Raw genomic sequence first — 22,223 nt, forward strand, 5'->3', positions numbered from 1 at the left:
TAATTACTTACTGAAAATGTCTTGGTTCGTCCGAAAAGATAAGGGTATTCAAACCCCAACCGAAATGAAACGGGAAGCTCCCGACGGGTTGTGGTATCAATGTCCGAATTGTAAAAAAGTAATGAATACGCGGGAGCACAAACTCAATGCTTATACGTGTGTTCATTGCAATTACCACGAAAAAATAGGCTCCGATGCCTATTTTTCTATCCTGTTCGATGAGAATGAATTTACCGAGCTGGATGCCAGTATGCATTCTGCTGATCCGCTCAAATTTGTCGATACAAAAGCCTATCCAGACCGTGTAAAAGCGACTATCGCCAAAACCGGTTTGCAGGATGCCGTTCGGACGACTTATGGCCCGATGCACGGCCTGACAGTAACGGTAGCTGTGATGGATTTTAACTTCATTGGTGGGTCGATGGGCTCTGTAGTGGGCGAGAAGATTGCCCGTGCTATTGATCATGCCATCGCCAATAAAACGCCGTTTTTGATGGTTTCCAAATCGGGGGGTGCCCGCATGATGGAAGCCGGATTTTCGCTCATGCAAATGGCAAAAACATCGGCAAAATTAGCCCTGTTGGATAAAGCCAAGCTGCCTTATGTATCGTTGCTGACCGATCCAACAACGGGTGGCGTTACGGCTTCGTATGCTATGCTGGGCGATTTTAACATTGCCGAACCCGAAGCGCTGATCGGCTTTGCCGGACCGCGCGTCATCCGCGAAACCATTGGTAAAGATCTGCCGAAAGGTTTTCAGAGTGCTGAGTTTGTTCTTGACCACGGCTTTCTGGACTTCATCGTTGACCGGAAAGATTTGAAAGATAAACTTGTGAGTCTGTTTAGAATGTTGTTGTAGAGACGCAACCCTTTGCGTCTCACATGCGTCAGCAAAAACCATCCGGATATGAGACGCAAAGGGTTGCGTCTCTACAATTCTCATGCGCCTTGTCTCCCATCCTGTTCTGTGCAATTACTATTTGACTTATCGCTGCAATGCGACCTGTAGTTTTTGCGATATATGGGAGCGGCCCTCGCCTTATGTTACGCTCGACAATGCCCGTCAGAACCTGCTGGATCTTAAAAAACTAGGCGTACGGGTGGTTGATTTTACGGGTGGGGAACCACTGCTACACCGCCAGCTTCCCGAACTGCTTCAGGAAGCCAAAAGCCTCGGCCTGATCACGACCGTTACGACCAACGCGCTCCTGTATCCTAAACAGGCTGAACGACTGCGTGGGTTGGTCGATATGCTACACTTCTCACTCGATTCACCCGTGGCCGACGAACATGACAAATCGCGGGGTGTAAAGTGCTTTGATAAGGTGATGGAGTCGATAGCCATTGCCCGAAGTCTTGGTGAGCGCCCCGATATCTTGTTCACAATTTTTGAACACAATGTAGATAAAATCAGGCAGATGCACGAAGAAATTTGTCTGCCCAATGATCTTGTTCTAATTCTGAATCCGGTATTCGAGTACAACGCCGTTGAAACCGGCGACCGATTGTCGGAAGATGCCCTCCAACAAATGTCGTGGTGGGGGAAACAGAAGAACGTGTATCTGAACGATGCTTTTATTCAGCTTCGGCGTGATGGCGGCAACCACATTAACGACCCCATTTGTCGAGCTGCCAGCACAACCATCGTTATCTCTCCTGAAAACAAGCTCGTGTTGCCCTGTTATCATCTGGGCCTGAAAGATTTCGCTGTCAATAATAATCTGTACAATCTCTACCGCTCCGATGAGGTACAGAAATTAGTGGCGCTGGAGGGGCGCTTGCCTGCCTGCGAAGGATGCGCCATAAACTGTTATATGCAGCCGTCTTTTGCTGTAGAGGTAAATAAATATTTCTGGCGCGCCTTACCCAGTACGCTCAAATACAATTGGGTGAAAGGCACCTGGAAACAGTTGCTGTAGCGCGGGTTTCCACCCGCGCTACAACCAGCGTAAATAACAATAGGAAAACCTACTTCTTCACAATCTTGCGCGTCAACGTCCGCTCGCCAATGATAGCGCGAACCAGATAAACCCCTGGCAGCAGATCGCTCATACTTATGATTTGTTCATGCTGGCGAGCCAGTCGACTAAACACTAATTCGTGGAGTTTCCGTCCGTTCACATCCATCAATTGCAGGGTAGTGGTGGTGGGATTACTGGTTTGGATAAGTACCTGCAACTGATCATCAAAGGGGTTAGGGAAGGTCGTGAGCCGGAAATTTGCATCGTCATATTCCGATGTGGCGGTGACTATACCGTTTCCTTCAATAGCAGGTTCATAAGCTGGAATCGTACCCGGCGTACCGGGCTTGTCGTCCACTATTAAGGCAACTTCCTGAGTCGTTTGGCTAATAAAGTTGCCATTACGGTACTCACTGACAGTGATAACCAGGCTATAGTTTCCTAGTTGGGCAGGAGCATCCCAGGTTAGGTCTCCCGTCCGGTTATTGAGTTTATACGTACCCTGACGCGTTACATCGTTTGGGAATTGGTAAGAGACCATTTGTTGATAACTACACAAATCATTCGTCGTGTTGGTCTGTGATTTAACTAACCCATAAACCAGACTGTCACCGTCAATATCGGTAGCCTGGAATGACAGTGTGGCTCTTTGGTTGAGTCCCACAGAAAACCCCGTTGGTGGAATGGGTAGGGAAGGGGTCTGATTTGTGCCCGATATTGTCGTAAATATAGTGGTAAGCGTGAGCGGTTCCTGTTGTACTGTACTATTGGGAATGTTGACCGCCGGTGTTCGATTAGGCAACGATGTGATGAGCGTGTATATTCCCGGCCCGGCATACGTGTGGTTAATCCGGTACGTATTAATCCCAATACGGGGGCTGATATTGTTGCTGCCGAGTGTAATATATAGCAAACTTTCACGGGTTGCAGTAGCTGTGCTACCGTCGCCGAAACAAAGATTTATGGAGGAGGCCTGATCAGTTGCCGCTCCTGCATACATATAAACAACAGCTACAACTTCGTATGTAAGCGATGACCCCGAAATAGGTTTTACCTGAATATAACCCCCAACCAAATGAGTCGCCTGAGTAAGCTGAATACTCAGAAATGTGAGGAATAGAAACGTAAAGATTTTCATAAAATTGAGGATGCAGAAGAAGGAATAACTTACCGGAATAACTTCAAGTGGACACGTAATCATATAGTTGACGCCAAACATTTCGTAAACGGTATTTTCGTACTTTTCGGCCATGCTTTACACGCCCGACCAAACCGCTCAACTATCCGCTCAAGGCTTCCGGTATCTGCTCACAGCGCTCGATGACCACGTGCTGACGATCACCTTGAACCGCCCCGAAAAGAAGAACGCCCTCAATCCACCAATGCTCGCAGAACTGGCGTTTGCAGTGGCGTATGCGCACTATACTGCCGACGTGTGGCTGGTTGTTCTGGCCGCTTCGGGCGATACATTTTGTGCGGGTATGGATTTGAAAAGTCTGGCCCAGGCCGGCCCGGCAGAAACATTATCAATTCCGCAACCATCCGGACCGGTTTTGCTGGGTGAGATACTGGCTGGTTTGCACAAACCCTGCATTGCTCGTGTGCAGGGGGCGGTGTATGCCGGGGGCTTTTTGCTGGTAGGAACCAGTACCTATGTCGTGGCGGCTGAGTCGGCAATGTTCAGTTTGCCGGAGGTGAAGCGCGGCTTATTTCCGTTTCAGGTTCTGGCCGTCCTGCTCGACATAATGCCCGCCCGCAAGGCTCTCGACCTATGCCTCCGGGCAAAAACGATATCGGCACAGGAAGCGCAAACGCTCGGCCTAGTAACGGATGTTGTGCCAGCCGAAGAACTGAATAAGGAGATAACACGCCTGACAGATGAACTAAAACAGTTTTCACCCACAGCGATGCAGTTTGGCTTGCGGGCTTATCAACAACTAAAAACCCTGCCGTTCAATGAGCAGCAGGGATTTCTATACGATCAATTTAGTCAACTCCAGCAAACGCCCGATGCCAAAGAAGGTATGGCCGCTTTCCTGGAAAAACGGAAACCCAAGTGGGGAAATGTACCAAACAGCTTCTAGCTGTTTGTCTGACTCAAAAACAGCTGGAAGCTGTTTGGTATATGCATTACTGCTTCGGTAAATCCGGGCAGTTGTCTTTCCGGCGCGTGTCGATAATGCCCTGAATTTTCCAGTTGCCACTCACTTTCACAAGCGTGAACGCATTGACGCCACAGTGGCTTTTCTGATCTTTCAGATAAAAAACATAGGGCGTCCAGGCGGTAGCCAGTTCAGCATCAATCTTAATCTCCATGCCCGACAGCCGTTCATCGAGCGTGAAGGCGGGATATTTAACGACCGATGCGGCAAACTTGCCAATGTCGTCGGTGCGCACCGATACGTCGCCTTCCTTGTTTTTGGCGATAGTCTGTAGCGAGGCCGTGGGCAGAAATGTATTCTTAATCTGCGTCGAATCGCCTTTACGCATGCCGTCGAACATGAGCTTGATGGTTGTACGCACGGCGGCCTCGTCGGTAGACGATTGCGCGAAAGCCGATAAGCTGGCCAAGAGTAGAAGTAGTATTTTCATAAAAAGATTGGAACGCGGATTGTACGGATTTTTACTGATCTGTTTAATCCGTACAATCCGCGTTCCAATTTATCAAATATATTGGTTAACAATCATTTCGTATAGTTCCTGCTTGCCGCTGAGTTGTTTTGGCTCGCCATTGGTCATAGCATACTGGCGAAGATCGTCGAGCGTGAGTTCACCTTTTTCGAAGCGGGCACCTTCGCCTGAGTCATAACTGGCGTAGCGCTCGGCCCGCAGTTTTTTGTACTGCGATTTTGCCAGAATGGCTTCGGCGGCAATAGCTGCCCGTGCGAAAGTATCCATACCACCAATGTGGGCAATGAAAATATCTTCCAGATCGGTGGAGTTCCGGCGGGTTTTGGCATCGAAATTAACGCCACCCGATTTCAGGCCACCCGCTTCCAGAATCACCAGCATGGCTTCGGTTAGCTCATACACATCTACCGGAAACTGATCGGTATCCCAACCGTTCTGGTAATCGCCCCGGTTAGCGTCGATGCTGCCGAGCATGTTGTTGTCGGCCGCTACCTGCAACTCGTGGGCAAAGGTGTGATTCGCCAGTGTCGCGTGGTTGGTTTCGAGGTTCAACTCAAAATCGTCCTGTAAGCCGAAGCGATTTAAGAAACCAATTACCGTAGCCGCATCGAAGTCGTACTGGTGTTTGGTTGGCTCCATTGGTTTTGGCTCGATGTAGAACGCCCCTGTAAACCCTTGCTTACGCGCATAATCGCGGCTGATTTGCAGGAATTTACCCAAATGCTCCTGCTCGCGCTTCATATTGGTGTTCAGCAGCGACATATAGCCTTCGCGACCTCCCCAGAATGTATATCCGGCACCGCCCAGTTCGATAGTGGCGTCGATGGCGTTTTTAACCTGCCAGCCGCCGTGGGCCAATACATGGAAGTCGGGGTTGGTCGATGCACCATTCATATAACGCTCGTGCGAAAACAGGTTGGCCGTTCCCCACAGCAGTTTCACACCACTGGCTGCTTGTTTTTGTTTGGCATAATCGACAATAGCCCGGAAGTTCTTCTCAAACTCCGAATTTGACTTGCCTTCGGGCGCAACATCGGTGTCGTGGAAGCAGTAAAACTCCATCCCGATTTTTGTGATAAACTCGAACGCTGCGTCCATTTTATCGTGAGCCGCTGCCAGCCGATCCGCCTTTGCATCCCAGGGGAAATGCTTCACACCGGGGCCAAAAGGGTCGCCACCTGTTCCGCAGAAGGTATGCCAGTAAGCCGTAGCGAACCGGAAAATGTCCTTCATCGGTTTACCCAGAATAATCCGGTTAGCGTCGTAATATTTGAACGCCATCGGGTTATCGGACTCGCGACCTTCGTAAGCAATAGGCTTATCTATGAATGGAAAGTAAGTTTTCTCGCCGAGGGTTAATTTAATATCAGACATGAAAATGTAAGTTGAGGTATTTGCTTGAAAGAAGGCTGAAGGTAGTTTCTCCTTATTCTGCTGGCAAAGCCTTTACCTAATGTCTGATCAGGATTTGGTTTTTTCCTGCCGAGTTGTGGACAGCCTATTCTGACGAGTCATTGTTCTACTATACTCGACCCGACGAAACCGCAGGGCACTCCAGTCGTCATCAATGGCTACCATTCTGACAGGTTCAAAGCCCAGCTTACCTAGTACCGCCCAGCCCGTATCGCGATTAAAGTCGCACTTGTGTTTTTTTGAACTGCCTTTTGGGTAAGTCATCCAGAGAATCGCATCACCGTTTAATTTATTGGTCAGGATAGGACTCAGGCTATCGACTTCCTGCTGCGTTTTCACGAAGGCAATGGCAAACGCTCCTTCCTGTATCTGCTGCGGATCTGTGACAATGGTCGCCAGCGAGCGCATCTCATCAACCACAGGCAAAAACTCCTCCGGCGCGTTAATCACGCCTATTTCAAGCTGGGCTTTGTAATTGAGTTTTGCGAAGATTGGGTTCATGGCGCTTTTCTGGACTAAAGTTACTTCTATTTGAGAGTTACCGGGCGGCCCCGTCCGTTGTACACGGTACGCCCGGTAACTTTTAATGTAAATTAGATTTATAACCTATTTCACTTCCACAGACTGCCCGGTGCTGGCAACGGCTTGGCCTTTATCGAAGGCCAGGTCAATGCGGCCGAGGTTGATGCCTGCAAACCCAACCTGATTTATCCACACAGGTTGCCCATTGAGGTTGTTGACAGCTACGGGCGCGTCCAGAAACGTATGCGTATGTCCGCCAATGATGAGGTCAATGTTTTGTGTTTTGGCGGCCAGTACGTTGTCGGAAACCGTTGGTTCATTGTTGTATTTGAAGCCGAGGTGAGACAGACAGACAACGTAGTCGCATTTCTTATCGCTGCGTAATTTAGCCGCTATGTCGTTACCGATTTCAATCGGATCGAGGTACTTCGTTTCTTTGTAGGCATCGCGCGGAATCAGCCCTTCAGGTTTAATGCCCAGACCAAATACGCCAACCCGAACGCCGTCTTTCTCGAATACTTTATAGGGCATGGTTCGCCCATCCATCACCGTATTTTTAAAGTCGTAATTGGCAATCAGCATAGGGAAACTCGCCTTGCCAAACTGCGTGACCATGTTGTCGATACCCCCATCAAAATCATGATTTCCGATAGTTCCGGCGTCGTAACCCAGTTTGTTCATGGCCAGGATTTCGGGCTCGCCTTTGTAAACGTTAAAATAAGGCGTTCCCTGGAAAATATCGCCCGCGTCGAACAGGAGTACATTCGCCTGCTCCTTTCGGATTTTCTGAATAAGCGTTGCCCGACGCGCAACCCCACCTTTACCGGCATTCCGGCTCCCATCCATCGGGAACGGGTCCAGTCGGCTATGCACGTCGTTGGTGTGCAGAATAGTCAGTGATGTCGATTTATTGCGACCACTTGTTCGAGCCATCAAATCGGGAGCGACTGATCCGATTACGGCGGCTGTGCCGAGTAATTTTAGAAACTGGCGTCTATTCGATGCTAATTCGTCCATCGGAAGTTGGATTAATGGGTTGACCGGTTTTGCCCTGTTCGCGGAAATAGTCGATCAGAGCATCGCGCATAAGGTAATTGATGTTTTCACTCTTGATGGGGTTTTTCAAAAAACCGGCATCGTCGCCCCCATTCGCCACGTAATCGCTCATGACAATGGTATAGATTTCGTTAGGCTGGAGCGTTCGGCCATTTGTAAACGTAACCGACTGCACCTGTTCATTGCGCACTTTTGCCCGTAGGCCACCCACAACCAGTTTATTGCCTTTGGCAAAGTGATTTAACATTTGCAGGAGCATATCGCCTTTAACGGTCAGTACAATGAGTTGATTGTCAAAGGGCATCACCTCGAAAATAGAACCGGTTGTAATGTTGCCTTCGGGTAGATTACTCCGAATACCGCCGTAATTAAGGTGCGAACAGTCGATGGGTTTACCGTAACGCAAAATGGACTGTTTGAGCAACGCATCGGTCAGTAAATCATTGAGCGGAGCTTCGGGCTGGCCTTTCTCAATACGTCCCGTTGACCGGGCCAGCACCTCGTTCATCGTTTTTTCGAGACCTTGCCGGTAGGGCGTTAAAAAGCTGGCAACGCTGCTGTCCGTTGCTGCCGATACCGAGTCTATGCCAATGCGATTGGCCGTTCGGTTGGTGAGGTGATAGCTGGTGGGAGTACAGGCTGAGAGCGCAGCCAGAGCCAGCAGCAGTAAGTGTTTTTTCATACGTAACGGCAAGTTCGGAAACTCTGCGCAATCGTGTGTTAATAAATCGTTAGAAAGGTAGTGCCCATCCGAGCGATTAGTAATAAAGTACAGGTTCTAGTTGAGGCTGCCTGCTGGTAAGGGAATAAGCGTGCGTTCGGGCTGATATGTCACCTTACGGATTCGGCTGAATCCACCAAGGCTGATTTGTATGTTAATCAGGCCGCCCGAAAAAGCCTCGGCGGTCAGCAACGGGCTGTATGAAACCTTTGTTCGAACAAACCAGAAACTATCTTCTGAATGGTCATTCCTGCGCGTATTATTGCCCAGTTTGATATCCAGCATGATACCTACTGTTGGGGCATGATTAATAAGGGCCAGCCCTTTATACCGCTCATCAGTACGATCTCGTGGCGACAGATCGAGCAGGCGGTAGCCAACGTAGGGAATAAATCGACTGCGGGGAGAGTCGTTCACAATCCGTCCCAAACCAATCTCAAACAGGGTTGAACTAACGGGCATATCCTTTTCCCAGCGTTGATTCTGATGCCAGAACCCCGACCTTAACGTGCCATTGTAGAGCGTTGGATGCAGCAAAAGCATCGTTCGTTTGAAGGCAATATCCAACCCGAACACAACGCCTGCCGCCGGATCGAGGGTTTGAACAAGCGGGCCGGTTGGTGCAATGCCTCCCACACCCAAAAACATGCTATACCCTATTTTTGAGGATTGAAAGGTCGTGACCAGATCGGGTGTATCGTATAGCCGTTGCGCCACCTGTAGTTGCCATTGCTTCAGAATGGGTAAATCATCGCCACCGCCCGTTTCTGCCCGAAACCGATTCACTTCGGCACCTAGTTCAGCATTGGTCAGGTATTCGATCTGGGTAGCCTGTTGTTTAAAATGCCGGTCGGTTTGCAGCGCAATCAGTTTGGCTTTCATCAGCCGGGTATGAATTTCCACCAGGTCGAATAAAACCTGATTATAAGCCAGCGTACGGTCGTTACGGGCTGTTTCTGACACCCACGAAAGGTTGCGGAACATCAGGCAGAACGCGTCGATGGCAGGCTGACTCCAGACCGACGTTGGGTGAACTTCATAGCCAATCTGGTAATGAAATTCTGAACCGCCCAGGCCAGTTTGAATCGGCGCGTGAAAATCAGTGAGTTGTATTCGTCGGGTTGCGCTCCAGTGCAGCGTATCAATTGTCGCCTGCGCCGAGCCGAGCAGGGGAGACAATAGCAGCACGAAGAGCAGACGATTCATATCAAGTAATATCTTATCGTTGTCAATACTAACAAATTTAACGCAAAAAAGCGCGACCCCGTTTCCGAAGCCGCGCCAGTTGTCCGAACCGGGATTTTTAGGATTTAAATGATTTTCATGATTGCTGCACAAGACAGGACTATTCCAAAATAACTGACTAAGTCAGCAAAGAACTAATCTTATCTTGAAATCTAAAATTTGACAACCTTCTTTTTTATGCAGTAATCTTGAAAATCATTTAAATCATAAAAATCCCGGTTCAGATTAGTACCGGTACATTTCTGATTTGAACGGACCCTGAACCGGTACGCCGATGTAATCGGCCTGTTCCTGTTCGAGGGGTTCGAGCCGGGCGCCCACGTGAGCAAGGTGCATAGCCGCTACTTTCTCATCAAGAATTTTAGGCAACACATACACTTTGTTTTCGTATTTGTCGGAGTTGGCCCACAGTTCGAGTTGCGCCAGTGTCTGGTTTGCAAACGAACACGACATCACAAAGGATGGGTGGCCCATAGCACAGCCAAGGTTTACCAGACGGCCTTCGGCCAGAATGATAATTTCTTTGCCGTTCACTTCGTACATGTCCACTTGTGGCTTGATCTGGCTCTTCGTGTTACCGTAGTTACTGTTCAGCCAGGCCATGTCGATTTCGTTGTCGAAGTGACCAATGTTACAAACAATCGCTTTGTCGCGCATGGCTTCAAAATGACGGCCTTTGATGATGCCTACGTTACCGGTAGCCGTTACAAAAATCTGAGCACGGGGCACGGCTTCATCCATCGGGATAACTTCAAAACCGTCCATAGCAGCTTGCAACGCGCAAATTGGGTCGATTTCGGTAACCAGAACGCGGCAACCAGCACCCCGAAGCGATTCGGCTGACCCTTTACCTACGTCGCCGTAACCAGCCACAACAGCTACTTTACCGGCCAGCATCAGGTCGGTGGCCCGACGGATGGCATCCACCAGTGATTCGCGGCAACCGTATTTATTATCGAACTTCGACTTCGTTACCGAGTCATTCACGTTGATAGCAGGCAAGTGCAGCGTACCGTTCTTCATCCGCTCATACAAACGGTGAACACCCGTTGTCGTTTCTTCCGACAGGCCTTTGATGTTCTGAATCAGCTCAGGATATTCATCAAAAACCATGTTGGTCAGGTCGCCACCATCATCAAGAATCATGTTCAATGGCTGACGATCTTCGCCGAAAAACAGCGTTTGCTCGATACACCAGTTGAATTCTTCTTCGTTCATGCCTTTCCAGGCATATACAGGAATGCCAGCGGCAGCAATAGCAGCAGCGGCATGATCCTGTGTTGAGAAAATATTACATGACGACCAGGTTACATCGGCACCCAACGCTACCAGTGTTTCAATCAGTACCGCTGTTTGAATGGTCATGTGTAGACAACCTGCCACGCGGGCACCTTTAAGGGGCTGCGAAGGGCCATATTCTGCACGAAGGGACATTAGCCCTGGCATTTCGGCTTCGGCAAGTTTAATTTCCTTGCGGCCCCATTCGGCCAGCGCGATGTCCTTAACCTTGTAAGGAACGTAAGTTGATGTTTGCATATAGATTTGCGACCGCTCGGGCGGCCTCGTTACGAACTGTGCTATACGATTGATTCCGTACGACTTCGTGGTTTTTTGCTCTCTTAGTAAAATGCAAAAATAAGAATAGCTAGCCAGAATCCCTACTGAACCCCAACTACTTTAGTGAGTGAAAAGCGCATCTGAAAAAAAGTTTTTTGGTATGAAGCTTGACTTTAAAAGGTATTTCATCTAATTATGTAAGAACTTACGTAACCAGTTACCTAATATGGATTTTATGGCCGAAATGGCTGAGTTGGCAATGGCCAGCCGACTCAGACGCTTAAGCGACATGTATTGGCAGGCCGTTACGGCAACTTATCGGCAATCGGGGCTGGACTTCGATGTACGCTGGGCAACCATTTTTGTTCTGATTGCCCGTCAGGGGCCAGTCGCTGTTATGGAAATTGCTGACCGATTGGGTATTACGCACCCAGCGGTTATCCAGGTAATTAATGAACTCGAAAAAAACGGGCTTATTACGTCGACCAAGTCGGAGACGGACGGACGTAAGCGATTGCTGACCCTTAGTGATACAGGGCAAGCCATGTTACCCAAACTTCAACCACTCTGGGATGCCTTTATCGCTGTGAACAAAAGTATGCTGGCGCAGCAAACGCATCATCTTCTGCAATCGCTTCAGGAGATGGAAGCACAACTCAGCGAAAAAAACTTTTTCGACCGGGTTCAGGAAGAGCTAAAAAAGACAAATACAACCAACTTATAAGACTATGAACGACGTTTCCATTTTTTCTTATTCTCCTCAATACCAGGCTGATTTTAAACGACTGAACATTGAGTGGATTTCCCGTTATTTTGCCGTTGAGCCGCATGACCTGGAGCAACTGGATCATCCTGAAGTCCATGTGATGCCTCGTAGCGGTCAAATCTTCTTCGCTACCATCGGTGAGGAAGTCGTTGGCTGTGTAGCGATGGTCAATACCGGAACGCCGGAGCAGGGCGTCACAGAATTTGAATTGGCCAAAATGGCCGTTTCGCCAACGGCTCAGGGCAAAGGCATTGGTAAAAAACTATGTCTGGCTGCTATTGATTACGCCCGTCAGTTGGGTGTTAAAAAAGTCTGGCTGGAGTCAAACCGGATTCTTACGCCCGCCCTCACGATGTATGCCAATGTCGGCTTTCGCGAAGTGCCCAGCATTCCCACGCCCTATGCCCGCGCCGATATTCGGATGGAGATGGTATTGTGAGCGAGCTTTTCAACTTTTCAATCGCTAATTTGGTAAAAAGTTGGGTTGACTAAACGTCAACGCTTGAAGCCGTTTGACCGTGTATCGCTGACTTGAGAAAGGATGGGTTATCTGGGAGTAGTGTCTGTACCTATATGGTTTACATCGTTTGGCTTTGTTGCCGTCGGCATCTTTTTACTCATCCGAGGCATTAAACAAATCCTGACATTTGTTGGCGGTCCAGTTTTGCTCAAACTACCCTTTACCCGAAAAAGCGGACAGTTTGTCGTTCCTGATACGGGCGAATACAGCATCTGGCAATCTGGAAAAACCCTACAGCGAGCACCTGTAAAGATATCGGTGCCCGGCGTTTTTGCGTTGCCGACCGGCGAGCCAGTCACGGTGCGTCCAACCTTCTCAAGAGTTCGGGTAAACAACGGTTGGGAGGGCCGAATTCAGTTATTTACATTTCGGGCAAAAGCGGGTCAATATGAACTCGAATTGACAGATCATCCATCTACTTATTTCTCTGAATCACCACGCTTTCTTGAAGTACGGGAACGGAAACTGGGTTATCAATTGGTTTTTGGTATTTTGATTCTTCTTTTTGCCGCAGCCTGTCTGATTATGGGGCTGGTTTTACCATTTATAAATAGAAATTGATGTGAATTATTCAGCAGTTTGAAGTTTATTGGGGAAGTTATTTCTAACGAAAGTCGGTGTCATTAGGTCTAACTGAGATGAGCTATTTTGGGGATTGAATTTGGCATAATAAGTCTCAAAAAAAATTAATAACTCACTTATTCTAAGGATTTGAAAAGCTACTTGGCAAGCATGAGCGAACCCGTGCGCACAGAGCCATCGGCTGATTTTATTTGGTAAGCATATACGCCATCAGGTAAAAGGGTGCCTTTCCATTTGCCGTCCCAGGCTACTGTATAGCTATCTGAATAAAAAACCAGTTCTCCCCAACGATTATAAATAGATACTTCAAGATGTTTAGACGAAATGTTGAATAGCTCCCATGTGTCATTTATGCCGTCTCCATTAGGCGTAAACATCGTTGGTATATAAAAGAAATCAGCCTGATTAAAATCGGGGCACTTTGGAATTTCTATGATAGCTTCGTCTCGAATATGGGAAGTGATATTGGAGCATCCTTTTTGGTAATTTACCAGTACACTAACCTTTATCATATACGCTGTAGTTTGCGGAACAACTGTTTGCGAAAAACTGGAGTCCATCGTTTGGCCACCTGCATTAGCATCATTTATTTGCCACTGATAAGTAGGAGATAGTGTTTTGTCGGCACCCTTTGCCAGGAAAACTAGTTTATTATCATTACAGGAAAAATCAGATGATTGAATTTTTACGGGCTGGCTACATTTTAAATTAGTGCTATTACAATTTTTAATACTAACCGTAGTTTCATCGGTTGCCTGTAAGGGTTCATCACAACCTAATTGATAAGTTACCGTTACCGTAATTTTAGCCGTGTAATTGACAGGTTTCGATGAGAAATTGTAACTGAAGGTCGAATCATCACCCACCATTGCTGAACCATCCACTTTCCATTGATAATGAGGAGCATAGGCTTTCGACACGCCTTTAGCTGTAAACGTGGTATTTTGGCTGCTGCAAATAGGATTAGGGACTGCAATTTTGACAGACTGGCATTGCTGGGCATACAGTATACTAACTTCCTCCATTGTTAAGGCCCGGTCGTAAATTTTCAGGTCGTCAATGACTCCCTTAAAATAGTGTTGTGTTTCATTGGCGTTTCTAGTTCCGATTTTGGCTTTCAGGACGCCTGACCCATAATAAGCGTCGTCATTGGAAGGGGCAACGTTCATTAATTTGCCATCTATATAAAGCTTCTTTTCGTTGTTATCCCGCGTAAAAACAACATGATACCACTGATTAGAAACTGGGGCAGATCCTTGCGTATTGAGGCAAAAGGAATTACCATTATTAATCGTATTATAGCCCCAACCAGCCCAGCCAATACAAGGTCCGTTCGAGGCTGAATTATTGCTATTTGAAACGTTTTGGTCGCCCCCAAATGAGCCTATCGAAAACAAAACCAAAACTTCGCCATTCTGCGGATTCTGAATACTTTTTGCCCAAAGTGCATATGTATATTGTGGAGTTGCCAGGGAGGCTGGATTCTGCAATTCGATTTCAGAGCTACCATCAAAAAAGTAAGCTGCCTTGTCTTTTCCGCAACGATTGGTAACAAGCTCAGCTTTTTTTACAATACCGTCATGCCCATTCCCGGTTATGTCCTTTGCTGCACCATCAAAAGAGAAACAGGCGAGTAGCCCTTTTTGACTATTAATTTGGGCAAATGAATCTAGTTGTACGCAAGCCAGAATGATAAAAGCAACGTATTTTATAGTACTTAACATACTGATTCATAACCTATAACTAAGCTATTTTTAGAGAGAATTATTTACGATAATAAAAAAACAGTTTATAGTATATGGCTAGCTCTATCTACTGTATTAGTTAGAATTGTATATAAAGAAACAGAGAACCCAAAGTTAATAAAATGCTCCGTGTTCTCTGTTTTCAAAATTAGCTTACTTCTTCGCCGTTTCCTTTGGCCATACATACTGAAATGTATTATTGATCGGGGCGCCAAAATAATTGACGTTCAGGTAATCAAGGCGCTTTTTGTGAATTTCCAGCCGCTTGCTGAAATCATCGAAATTTCGGGCGTCCTGCGGTGTCCAGCCGGTTTCGGCCAGGGCAATCAGACGCGGATAGGCCATGTATTCCACTGAGTGCGTGGTAGGCAGGTATTCCGACCAGACGTTCCCCTGTACGCCCAATACGTGTTTCGATTGTTCGGCGGTCAGGCTGTCCGTTACAGACGGGTTAAAGCTGTACACTTTCTCGATGGGTAGAAAACCGCCAATGGTCACGGGTTGTGTTTTGGGGTCGGCCTGGTAGTAGTCGAGGTAGCAATACGTTGTGGGGCTCATGATTACGTCGTGATTTTGGCGGGCGGCAGCAATGCCACCGCTGATGCCCCGCCAGCTCATAACCGTCGCGTTGGGCGACAGGCCGCCTTCCAGAATTTCGTCCCAGCCAATGATCCGGCGGCCTTTTGACGTAACGAATTTATCGATGCGCTGGATGAAATAGCTTTGGAGTTCGTGCTCGTCTTTCAGCCCTTTTTCTTTCATCAGCGCCTGACAAAAACGGCTCTGTTTCCACTGTGTTTTCGGGCATTCGTCGCCCCCGATGTGAATGTATTGACTCGGGAACAGGGCCATAACTTCGGTAAGTACGTTTTCCAGAAATGTAAAGGTTTCTTCGCGCGGGAACAGCACATCGTCATGGACGCCCCAGTTGGTGGATACCTCCAGAATTTTGTCTGGATTACTGCCCAGTTCGGGGTAGGCCGCCAGCACGGCTACCGAATGGCCCGGCATTTCAATTTCGGGAATAATCGTTACAAACCGTTCCTGCGCATATTTGACCACATCGCGAACTTCATCCTGCGTATAAAAACCACCATGAGGTTTGTTGTCATAAGCGTGGTCTTTATAGTGACCAGCCATCGACTTTTTTCGAACCGAACTGACTTCGGTAAGTTTGGGATATTTCTTGATTTCGATATGCCAGCCCTGATCTTCGGTCAGGTGCCAGTGAAAGGTGTTCATTTTGTGCCGAGCCAGCAGGTCGATGTATTTTTTAATAAACGCCACCGGATAAAAATACCGTCCGGCATCGAGCATGGAGCCGCGATAGCCATAACGGGGCGTATCGTCAATGGTGCAGGCCGGCACCGTCCAGGCAACACCGCTTACTTTCGTTGAGCTGAAAATGGCGGCTGGCATCAACTGCATCAGCGATTGCACCCCATAAAAAAAGCCCTGTGGCTGCTCCGCCGAAATGATAATTTGTTTTGGCGAAACAGTCAGCGTATAGCCTTCAGGACCTAATTTCTTGCCTTTGGCATCCGCAAACAAAATACCTTTTGATGATTTGCCGCCGGTAATGGCTGGTGTTGAACCAGTGGCTTTGGCCATTTGATCGGCCAGCACCTGCGCAATCCGGCGCACTTCGGGGTCTGCCGATTGCACTGCAATGGTTGGTGTGGCTGGCAGTGTGTATGTGCCCTTCTGCGCTTCCAGATGGGTGGGTTTGGGCAGCAGGGCGTAGGTTTGCGCATGGGTAGTTTGAGCCGCCATGAACAGCGTAATCAGACAAAAGAATAGTTTTTTCATGAAGGAAAAGGTGTTTAAGGTTGGGGCGATCTGGCGCGGGTATTTAACCGTGCCTTTATATAAAGCAAGCCGGTCCGACGTCCCGGTTCGCTTGCGTCAGTGAATACTGACTTCATCGAAAGGCACGGGTAAATACCCGCGCCAGTCGTTTACTTCAAATACGGACTCAGCACGGTAGCCCAACGGGCATAACCAGCCGGAAGCATATGCAGGCTGTCGGGTTTGAACAGAGCGGGTACCGGCTGACCATTATTGCCAAGCATGGCTGGCCGAATATCCACAAACTGGGTATTTTCCTGTTTCGCCAGATAGTCCTTAATGAGCTGATTAGCCGTGTCATTCTCCCGAAAATACTGCCGACGAGATGGGCTGGGCTTGATCGAAATAAACGTGAACAGTGCATTAGGTAGTTTCTGGCGAACGTGTTCGAATAAAGCAACAAGCCGCTCATACGTTTGCTGACCCGTTTGCTTGCCAGTCGCTATGTCATTCTCGCCCGCGTAGATCACAACCTGTTTGGGTTGGTAAGGCACAATGATCCGGTCGGCATAGAGCAGTACCTGACTTAGTTCAGAACCACCAAACCCACGCTGAATTAGGTTCTTGTTCGGGAAGTAGGTTGATAAATTATCCCAATAGCGAATGGATGAACTGCCGGTAAAGACAATGGCATTCTGGGGTGGGGGAGAAGCCTTGTCCGCTTGCTCAAACGCCCGAATGTCGGCCTCGAACGGGCGGTCTGTCGATACGGGCTGAGCCTGGCCAAACGCCCCTACACTTATTACTAATAAACCTGTACACCAACGTAGCTTCATGATACTTTCTTTAATCGGCGGGAATTACGTCTTAACGAACCGACTTTTTAAATGAAAGGCACGACCGACTCTAAACTCATGCCCCTCGACCCTTTTATTAATATATGGGTATCGGTCATGGGGTTGTCCATCACCCAGTTATGGAGCGAAAATTTATCGGGGAAGTAGTAGGCTTTCGGTAAATAACGCAGAGCGAAGTGCATGTCTTTTCCGGCCAGGATTACCAGATCGAAGTTACTTTCGGCAATTAGTTTCCCCAGGGCTGCGTGTTCGGTTTCGCTTTCTGGGCCGAGTTCATACATATCGCCCAAAATTACGGCCCTGCGTTTAGCGGGTGTAGCGGCAAATTGCTGAATAGCCGCAGCCATAGAGCTTGGATTGGCATTATAGGCATCCAGCATGACGGTATTGGTGCCTTTCGTAATAAACTGAGAGCGGTTATTGGTTGGATTATAATCGGCTACAGCCCGATTGGCATCTTCGGGCGATACACCGAAATAATCGCCAATGGCCAGTGCCGCTAACATATTATCGAAATTATAGCGACCGGGTAAATGCGTCGTTATTTCGTGGCCGGAGGCATCGCTGAAAACAACCACCGGCGATTCACTGAGTAGGGTTACAGGTGCTTCATCCGGCTTGGTTGCCGGGTAGAAAATGGCTTCGGCGAAGGTGGTTTCAGACCGTATGCTTTTGAGCCGTTCGCGATACATGGCCGTCAGGGTTTTATCGCGCGAGTTGATAAAGACCGTCCGGGCGTTTTGTGCCAGGTAATCATACAACTCGCCTTTGCCTTTCCGAACGCCTTCTATACCGCCAAAACCCTCAAGGTGCGCTTTCCCAACATTGGTAATGAGACCGTGGGTGGGCTGGGCAATGGAGCAGAGTAACGCAATTTCCTGCTGGTGGTTGGCCCCCATTTCAACGATGGCCATTTCATGTTGTTCGTTCAGCGACAGGAGCGTGAGCGGCACACCGATGTGATTGTTGAGGTTACCGACGGTGGCATAAACCTGATAATTCTTCGACAGAACAGCCGCCATCAACTCTTTCGTTGTCGTTTTGCCATTGGAACCCGTCAGCCCGATAACGGGGAAGGAAAACGTTTGGCGGTGGTGCCGGGCCAAATCCTGAAGCGCTGTCAAACCGTCCGTTACGAGCAGGCATCGGGACGGCTCCTGCTCTGCTACACGCGGATCATCGACAATGGCGTAACGTGCCCCGGAAGCAATAGCCTGTTCGGCAAATTTGTTGCCATCGAAGTTGTCTCCTTTAAGGGTAACAAATAAACAATCGGGCGTTATTTTGCGGGTGTCGGTCGAGACGCCTGTGCATTCAAGAAATTTATGATAGAGTTGTTCGGTTGACAGCATATTTGGACTGGTTTCGTCGTTTTCTAAACGCAACGGATAAAACGAATAGCGCCAGAAGCTTGATGAATTAAATTTCCCTTGCCTACTCTGCGAAAAACGTTGCGCTCTTTGCGTTTAAGCGATACCCAAAAATAGATGAAAAAGCTGTTTACGCTTTGTTTTTTAGTAATTCCACTGTTCACCTACGCTCAGTCGGCCGGGAAGATCTCCTTTCGATATGACCTGAACCCAACCGTGAGTGTCAGCGGGCGTGCTTTGCTGAATCCCTGGGCGGGGGGGCTGAATACCACCCAATACTCAACCATTCGCCTGAATAACGATACCCGCGATGATCTGGCCGTGTTTGACCGGACAACCAATAAGATAAGCACCTTCATCGCGATTGACAACCCAACGGGAAGCGGCATCGCCTGGCAATACGCCCCCGAATACGAAATCGCTTTTCCGGCCGTGATGTATAGCTGGATGCTGCTGGTGGACTATGACGGCGACGGTAAAAAAGACATTTTTACCAACAGTGAAAAAGGGGTAGCCATCTATCACAATGAGTCGCAGGGCGGTGTAGTTTCGTTTAAGCTGGCTGTTAATCCGCTCAAAACGGTCGGTTTCAGCGGGCTTCAAACGCTGTATATTACGTCTGTCGATTTGCCCGCCATTACAGATTATGACGACGACGGCGACATTGACATTATTACGTTCGACGCCGATGGAAACATTATTGCCTATCAGCAAAATATGAGCGTTGAGAGAACCGGCACAAAAGGACTCGATTTTGTGCGCACCGGTGATCAGTGCTGGGGCCATTTTCACAAAGAATTTTGTAACGATTTTACTTTCGGTATTCAGTGTACAGATGGATCAGGCCGGGTAGCTGCTCCAAAACCCAGCGGAGCAAGGCCGCTGCATACGGGCAACACCCTGACCGTACTGGATACGGATGGGGATGGCAAGAAAGACTTGCTGTTTGGGTTTGTGAGTTGCGAAAACATTGCCCGGTTGCATAATAGTGGTCCCAACAGCGCCAGTGCTAACTTTACGAGCTACGACAGTTTGTTTCCCGCTATATCGCCCATCCTGTTCCCGGCCTTTCCGGCCACCTATTTTGAAGATGTAGACGGCGATGGGCAGAAGGATTTACTGGCATCGCCCAACGTTAATTTCAACGATAATCACGCATTCGATTTTCGTGCATCGGGCTGGTTTTATAAGAATGCGGGCACGACAAAGAATCCGGATTTTCAACTTGTCCAGCGAGATTTCCTGCAAAGCGATATGCTCGATCTGGGCGAGCGGGCTGCCCCGGCTCTGGCCGATCTGGACGGTGACGGAGACATGGATTTGCTCGTTGGATACGGCGGCATAGGACTCGGGTCCAGTTACCGCGCCGGCGTTTGGCATTTCGAGAACAAGGGCACTACCCAAAACCCGGCGTTTGCGCTCATTACAACCGACTATCTCGGTTTGGCGTCGCTGGCACTAACCAATGTGGTTCCTTCGTTTACAGATGTTGACGGAAACGGTAGTGTCGATCTGGTCTTGACCGGAACGAATACGACCGAGGTGCAGGTTCGGGTCATGTTCAATTCGGCAGCAAAAGGGGCCGCTGTTCAATATAATCTGGCGGGTGCAACGCTCTGGCCTACACGGGCGCTACTTAGCCCGTCCGATTTGCTGACCGTAACGGACGTGGATCGGGATGGAAAACCTGACTTGTTGATTAGCCGCTCCAGCACCGGCACAATTCTCTATTACCGCAATGCCGGAACTGCGGTTAGCCCCACGTTCCAGTTGCAAAACCAAACCTTTGGGGGCTTCACCACCGACGATTATGTGTATGCACGTGCCCGCTCGCTGGTGGTCGCCGACTTGAATGGCGATCAGAAAAACGAACTGATTGCCGCTGCCGATAACGGTACCGTTCGGGTGTATCAATTCCCCGATCGACCCGATCAATCGTTTACCCTGATCGACTCGCTGGCTTCTATCGGATTGCCCGGAAAAGGGCTGATCGCTGCGGTTGCCGACCTCGACGGCGATCAACTGCCCGATTTAATGATTGGCAGTACCGCAGGCGGATTGCGTTACCTGAAAAATACCTCGCAAAAAGTGGTTGTAACCGCCGTACCCGACGAGGAACCAACAACGCCCTGGGTTTTTCCGAACCCCACCGATCGTTACCTGACCGTTCGTCCGCAGTATGACGGGCGCGTTGAACTGGTGTCGATATCCGGCCAGTCAGTGCTGCCTGTAGAAGCCGTTAAGGCAAACGTCGAAACAACTCTCGACCTGGGAAATCTAGTCGATGGAACCTACCTGATTCGGCTTATTATCGACAACAGACCTGTTCAGATACAGAAAGTGGTGCTCTGGAAATAACTTGAAACTCTTTTAATTCTTGCTGGTTAATGGGTAACAACTGGTGACCGGAATTGGTATGCAAATGTTCCAGACAGTCACCATCAGCTACTAACCATTATGGAAAATACCAACAACTCTGACCAACAACGAGTCGACGAAAATTCGGGTGGCCCATTGGGAGGTATGTCGCCCAGGCATACCAATATGCCCGAAAATGATACAGAGCAGGATGCTGTCGTGTATGCCGGTTTAGGCGTCGATAACGAACCCGACAGCATGAATCCGGGCGACGAAGAAGCCTCCGACACGCTCCTGTATACGGATACGGCTACCGCACGCCATGCTACGGATCAACTCTCGAATGATGAAGAGCCCGACGAGTTTATTGACGAGAGCGAAGCCGATATGTCAGACGACGATATCGACGAGGAAATCACCGAACTGGCCGAGGAAGAAGACGAAGGCAATGAACGATATTAAGTTTGTATAAATGAAAAAGCCCTACTCATTCGAGTGGGGCTTTTTCGTTTATACATATGTCTGGTTCTATACCGTGAATGACTCAAATGTTACAGCTTTTTACCAATTTTTGACAGCGAAACGATGCGCGGTGAGAGACCTTTGTCATGTCCAGAGCGGACACTAAAACAAACCTCCTCACATCATGAAAACGTTCATTAAATCGCTGGTCATTGCTTGTTCTTTAAGTTTCATCAGTCTATCAGCATCATTTGCAGCACCAAACCCAATTGGCCATCCGATGGCTGTAGCCACCTACAAGGCGGGAATTTATACGACAAAAGAGGGTAAGCTTAGTATTGCCCTGGACAAAGAAGCCGGCGCCCCCGTAGACTTACGCCTGAAGAATTCGAAAGGCGATGTGTACTTCTCTCAACATCTCAACAAAAAGGCAAAAACATTCCGTATTCGTCTGGACGTAAGTGAACTGCCCGACGGCGATTATCAGGTAGAAATCTCCAACGGCGCAGCGTCATCCGTTCAGCTGGTAACTATCTCAACTCAGTCTCCCACTACGCCAAGCCGGCTCGTTGCCATTAACTAAGTTCGCAGTAATTGCCTGACATCCACATCATAACCTATATCTTCCTCTTTTTAAACTGGTAGCCCCCGGCCAGCCCAATGTTTGGG

21 protein-coding genes are annotated in these 22,223 nt (G+C 48.6%); 9 read left to right on the forward strand and 12 right to left on the reverse strand.

Annotated features, from left to right (window positions below):
- The first annotated feature begins 16 nt into the window (after window positions 1-16).
- Both accD and CWM47_RS05305 read left to right on the forward strand, forming a co-directional pair.
- On the forward strand, window positions 17-859 hold the full coding sequence (gene accD, locus CWM47_RS05300) for an acetyl-CoA carboxylase, carboxyltransferase subunit beta (RefSeq protein WP_100986880.1): 843 nt from the start codon (window positions 17-19) through the stop codon (window positions 857-859).
- A gap of 82 nt (window positions 860-941) precedes the next feature.
- Window positions 942-1,919 (forward strand): radical SAM protein, encoded by a 978-nt coding sequence (locus CWM47_RS05305; protein WP_100986882.1) that lies wholly within the window; start codon window positions 942-944, stop codon window positions 1,917-1,919.
- Between the two features lie 49 nt (window positions 1,920-1,968).
- Here the strand turns inward: CWM47_RS05305 and CWM47_RS05310 are convergent, their stop codons facing one another.
- Window positions 1,969-3,099 (reverse strand): T9SS type A sorting domain-containing protein, encoded by a 1,131-nt coding sequence (locus tag CWM47_RS05310; protein ID WP_100993748.1) that lies wholly within the window; start codon window positions 3,097-3,099, stop codon window positions 1,969-1,971.
- A gap of 112 nt (window positions 3,100-3,211) precedes the next feature.
- Here CWM47_RS05310 and CWM47_RS05315 point away from each other — a divergent pair, with 112 nt between their 5' ends.
- The gene (locus CWM47_RS05315; RefSeq protein ID WP_100986884.1) at window positions 3,212-4,045 is read left to right on the forward strand and encodes an enoyl-CoA hydratase-related protein; all 834 of its coding nucleotides are present in this window, start codon (window positions 3,212-3,214) and stop codon (window positions 4,043-4,045) included.
- A 46-nt stretch (window positions 4,046-4,091) separates the two neighbouring features.
- Here the strand turns inward: CWM47_RS05315 and CWM47_RS05320 are convergent, their stop codons facing one another.
- The 7 genes from CWM47_RS05320 to ahcY all read right to left on the reverse strand — a co-directional run bounded on the left by CWM47_RS05320 (window position 4,092) and on the right by ahcY (window position 11,085).
- Window positions 4,092-4,553: a nuclear transport factor 2 family protein gene (locus CWM47_RS05320; protein ID WP_100986886.1), complete on the reverse strand. Its 462-nt coding sequence runs from the start codon at window positions 4,551-4,553 to the stop codon at window positions 4,092-4,094.
- 72 nt (window positions 4,554-4,625) lie between these two features.
- The gene (gene xylA, locus CWM47_RS05325; RefSeq protein ID WP_100986888.1) at window positions 4,626-5,966 is read right to left on the reverse strand and encodes a xylose isomerase; all 1,341 of its coding nucleotides are present in this window, start codon (window positions 5,964-5,966) and stop codon (window positions 4,626-4,628) included.
- 87 nt (window positions 5,967-6,053) lie between these two features.
- Window positions 6,054-6,506, reverse strand: a complete 453-nt coding sequence (locus CWM47_RS05330; protein ID WP_100986890.1) for a hypothetical protein — start codon at window positions 6,504-6,506, stop codon at window positions 6,054-6,056.
- Between the two features lie 105 nt (window positions 6,507-6,611).
- Window positions 6,612-7,544, reverse strand: coding sequence for a metallophosphatase (locus CWM47_RS05335; protein WP_100986892.1), 933 nt, complete (start codon window positions 7,542-7,544; stop codon window positions 6,612-6,614).
- Window positions 7,522-8,265, reverse strand: a complete 744-nt coding sequence (locus CWM47_RS05340; protein ID WP_100986894.1) for a 5'-nucleotidase C-terminal domain-containing protein — start codon at window positions 8,263-8,265, stop codon at window positions 7,522-7,524. The genes CWM47_RS05335 and CWM47_RS05340 overlap by 23 nt, the downstream gene beginning before the upstream one ends.
- Before the next feature lie 96 nt (window positions 8,266-8,361).
- A complete protein-coding gene (locus tag CWM47_RS05345; protein ID WP_100986896.1) occupies window positions 8,362-9,510 on the reverse strand; it encodes a hypothetical protein in 1,149 nt (382 codons plus the stop codon).
- A 264-nt stretch (window positions 9,511-9,774) separates the two neighbouring features.
- Window positions 9,775-11,085 carry an adenosylhomocysteinase gene (gene ahcY, locus CWM47_RS05350; protein ID WP_100986898.1) on the reverse strand — a complete coding sequence of 437 codons (1,311 nt, stop codon included), beginning with the start codon at window positions 11,083-11,085 and terminating at the stop codon, window positions 9,775-9,777.
- A gap of 247 nt (window positions 11,086-11,332) precedes the next feature.
- On the opposite strand from ahcY, the gene CWM47_RS05355 reads away from it, so the two are divergent.
- The 3 genes from CWM47_RS05355 to CWM47_RS05365 all read left to right on the forward strand — a co-directional run bounded on the left by CWM47_RS05355 (window position 11,333) and on the right by CWM47_RS05365 (window position 12,953).
- The gene (locus CWM47_RS05355) at window positions 11,333-11,830 is read left to right on the forward strand and encodes a MarR family winged helix-turn-helix transcriptional regulator (RefSeq protein WP_100986900.1); all 498 of its coding nucleotides are present in this window, start codon (window positions 11,333-11,335) and stop codon (window positions 11,828-11,830) included.
- Between the two features lie 4 nt (window positions 11,831-11,834).
- Window positions 11,835-12,311 (forward strand): GNAT family N-acetyltransferase, encoded by a 477-nt coding sequence (locus CWM47_RS05360; RefSeq protein ID WP_100986902.1) that lies wholly within the window; start codon window positions 11,835-11,837, stop codon window positions 12,309-12,311.
- Between the two features lie 102 nt (window positions 12,312-12,413).
- Complete coding sequence (locus CWM47_RS05365) at window positions 12,414-12,953, forward strand: hypothetical protein (protein WP_100986904.1); 540 nt, start codon at window positions 12,414-12,416, stop codon at window positions 12,951-12,953.
- Between the two features lie 158 nt (window positions 12,954-13,111).
- On the opposite strand, the gene CWM47_RS05370 is transcribed toward CWM47_RS05365, so the two are convergent.
- The 4 genes from CWM47_RS05370 to CWM47_RS05385 all read right to left on the reverse strand — a co-directional run bounded on the left by CWM47_RS05370 (window position 13,112) and on the right by CWM47_RS05385 (window position 18,716).
- Window positions 13,112-14,698, reverse strand: coding sequence for a LamG-like jellyroll fold domain-containing protein (locus tag CWM47_RS05370; RefSeq protein ID WP_100986906.1), 1,587 nt, complete (start codon window positions 14,696-14,698; stop codon window positions 13,112-13,114).
- 174 nt (window positions 14,699-14,872) lie between these two features.
- Window positions 14,873-16,528 (reverse strand): beta-N-acetylhexosaminidase, encoded by a 1,656-nt coding sequence (locus tag CWM47_RS05375; protein WP_100986908.1) that lies wholly within the window; start codon window positions 16,526-16,528, stop codon window positions 14,873-14,875.
- A gap of 149 nt (window positions 16,529-16,677) precedes the next feature.
- A complete protein-coding gene (locus tag CWM47_RS05380) occupies window positions 16,678-17,343 on the reverse strand; it encodes a GDSL-type esterase/lipase family protein (RefSeq protein WP_100986910.1) in 666 nt (221 codons plus the stop codon).
- A 47-nt stretch (window positions 17,344-17,390) separates the two neighbouring features.
- A complete protein-coding gene (locus tag CWM47_RS05385; protein ID WP_100986912.1) occupies window positions 17,391-18,716 on the reverse strand; it encodes a UDP-N-acetylmuramoyl-tripeptide--D-alanyl-D-alanine ligase in 1,326 nt (441 codons plus the stop codon).
- Between the two features lie 135 nt (window positions 18,717-18,851).
- On the opposite strand from CWM47_RS05385, the gene CWM47_RS05390 reads away from it, so the two are divergent.
- The 3 genes from CWM47_RS05390 to CWM47_RS05400 all read left to right on the forward strand — a co-directional run bounded on the left by CWM47_RS05390 (window position 18,852) and on the right by CWM47_RS05400 (window position 22,137).
- On the forward strand, window positions 18,852-21,092 hold the full coding sequence (locus CWM47_RS05390) for an FG-GAP-like repeat-containing protein (protein WP_100986914.1): 2,241 nt from the start codon (window positions 18,852-18,854) through the stop codon (window positions 21,090-21,092).
- 99 nt (window positions 21,093-21,191) lie between these two features.
- Entirely contained in the window at window positions 21,192-21,554 is a 363-nt protein-coding gene (locus tag CWM47_RS05395) for a hypothetical protein (RefSeq protein ID WP_100986916.1), read from the forward strand.
- Window positions 21,555-21,738: 184 nt separating this feature from the next.
- A complete protein-coding gene (locus CWM47_RS05400; RefSeq protein ID WP_100986918.1) occupies window positions 21,739-22,137 on the forward strand; it encodes a hypothetical protein in 399 nt (132 codons plus the stop codon).
- Window positions 22,138-22,223 lie beyond the last annotated feature (86 nt).

The organism is Spirosoma pollinicola (assembly GCF_002831565.1).
GTDB lineage: Bacteria > Bacteroidota > Bacteroidia > Cytophagales > Spirosomataceae > Spirosoma > Spirosoma pollinicola.

Bases quoted from the DNA above. Each gene is read 5' to 3' on its own strand.
- CWM47_RS05395 (WP_100986916.1), top strand. From the start codon at position 21,192: ATGGAAAATACCAACAACTCTGACCAACAACGAGTCGACGAAAATTCG.
- xylA (WP_100986888.1), bottom strand. From the start codon at position 5,966: ATGTCTGATATTAAATTAACCCTCGGCGAGAAAACTTACTTTCCATTC.
- CWM47_RS05305 (WP_100986882.1), top strand. From the start codon at position 942: ATGCGCCTTGTCTCCCATCCTGTTCTGTGCAATTACTATTTGACTTAT.
- CWM47_RS05340 (WP_100986894.1), bottom strand. From the start codon at position 8,265: ATGAAAAAACACTTACTGCTGCTGGCTCTGGCTGCGCTCTCAGCCTGT.
- CWM47_RS05345 (WP_100986896.1), bottom strand. From the start codon at position 9,510: ATGAATCGTCTGCTCTTCGTGCTGCTATTGTCTCCCCTGCTCGGCTCG.
- CWM47_RS05370 (WP_100986906.1), bottom strand. From the start codon at position 14,698: ATGTTAAGTACTATAAAATACGTTGCTTTTATCATTCTGGCTTGCGTA.
- CWM47_RS05390 (WP_100986914.1), top strand. From the start codon at position 18,852: ATGAAAAAGCTGTTTACGCTTTGTTTTTTAGTAATTCCACTGTTCACC.
- CWM47_RS05360 (WP_100986902.1), top strand. From the start codon at position 11,835: ATGAACGACGTTTCCATTTTTTCTTATTCTCCTCAATACCAGGCTGAT.
- CWM47_RS05315 (WP_100986884.1), top strand. From the start codon at position 3,212: ATGCTTTACACGCCCGACCAAACCGCTCAACTATCCGCTCAAGGCTTC.
- CWM47_RS05400 (WP_100986918.1), top strand. From the start codon at position 21,739: ATGAAAACGTTCATTAAATCGCTGGTCATTGCTTGTTCTTTAAGTTTC.
- CWM47_RS05365 (WP_100986904.1), top strand. From the start codon at position 12,414: ATGGGTTATCTGGGAGTAGTGTCTGTACCTATATGGTTTACATCGTTT.
- CWM47_RS05385 (WP_100986912.1), bottom strand. From the start codon at position 18,716: ATGCTGTCAACCGAACAACTCTATCATAAATTTCTTGAATGCACAGGC.
- CWM47_RS05310 (WP_100993748.1), bottom strand. From the start codon at position 3,099: ATGAAAATCTTTACGTTTCTATTCCTCACATTTCTGAGTATTCAGCTT.
- accD (WP_100986880.1), top strand. From the start codon at position 17: ATGTCTTGGTTCGTCCGAAAAGATAAGGGTATTCAAACCCCAACCGAA.
- ahcY (WP_100986898.1), bottom strand. From the start codon at position 11,085: ATGCAAACATCAACTTACGTTCCTTACAAGGTTAAGGACATCGCGCTG.
- CWM47_RS05320 (WP_100986886.1), bottom strand. From the start codon at position 4,553: ATGAAAATACTACTTCTACTCTTGGCCAGCTTATCGGCTTTCGCGCAA.
- CWM47_RS05380 (WP_100986910.1), bottom strand. From the start codon at position 17,343: ATGAAGCTACGTTGGTGTACAGGTTTATTAGTAATAAGTGTAGGGGCG.
- CWM47_RS05355 (WP_100986900.1), top strand. From the start codon at position 11,333: ATGGATTTTATGGCCGAAATGGCTGAGTTGGCAATGGCCAGCCGACTC.
- CWM47_RS05335 (WP_100986892.1), bottom strand. From the start codon at position 7,544: ATGGACGAATTAGCATCGAATAGACGCCAGTTTCTAAAATTACTCGGC.
- CWM47_RS05330 (WP_100986890.1), bottom strand. From the start codon at position 6,506: ATGAACCCAATCTTCGCAAAACTCAATTACAAAGCCCAGCTTGAAATA.
- CWM47_RS05375 (WP_100986908.1), bottom strand. From the start codon at position 16,528: ATGAAAAAACTATTCTTTTGTCTGATTACGCTGTTCATGGCGGCTCAA.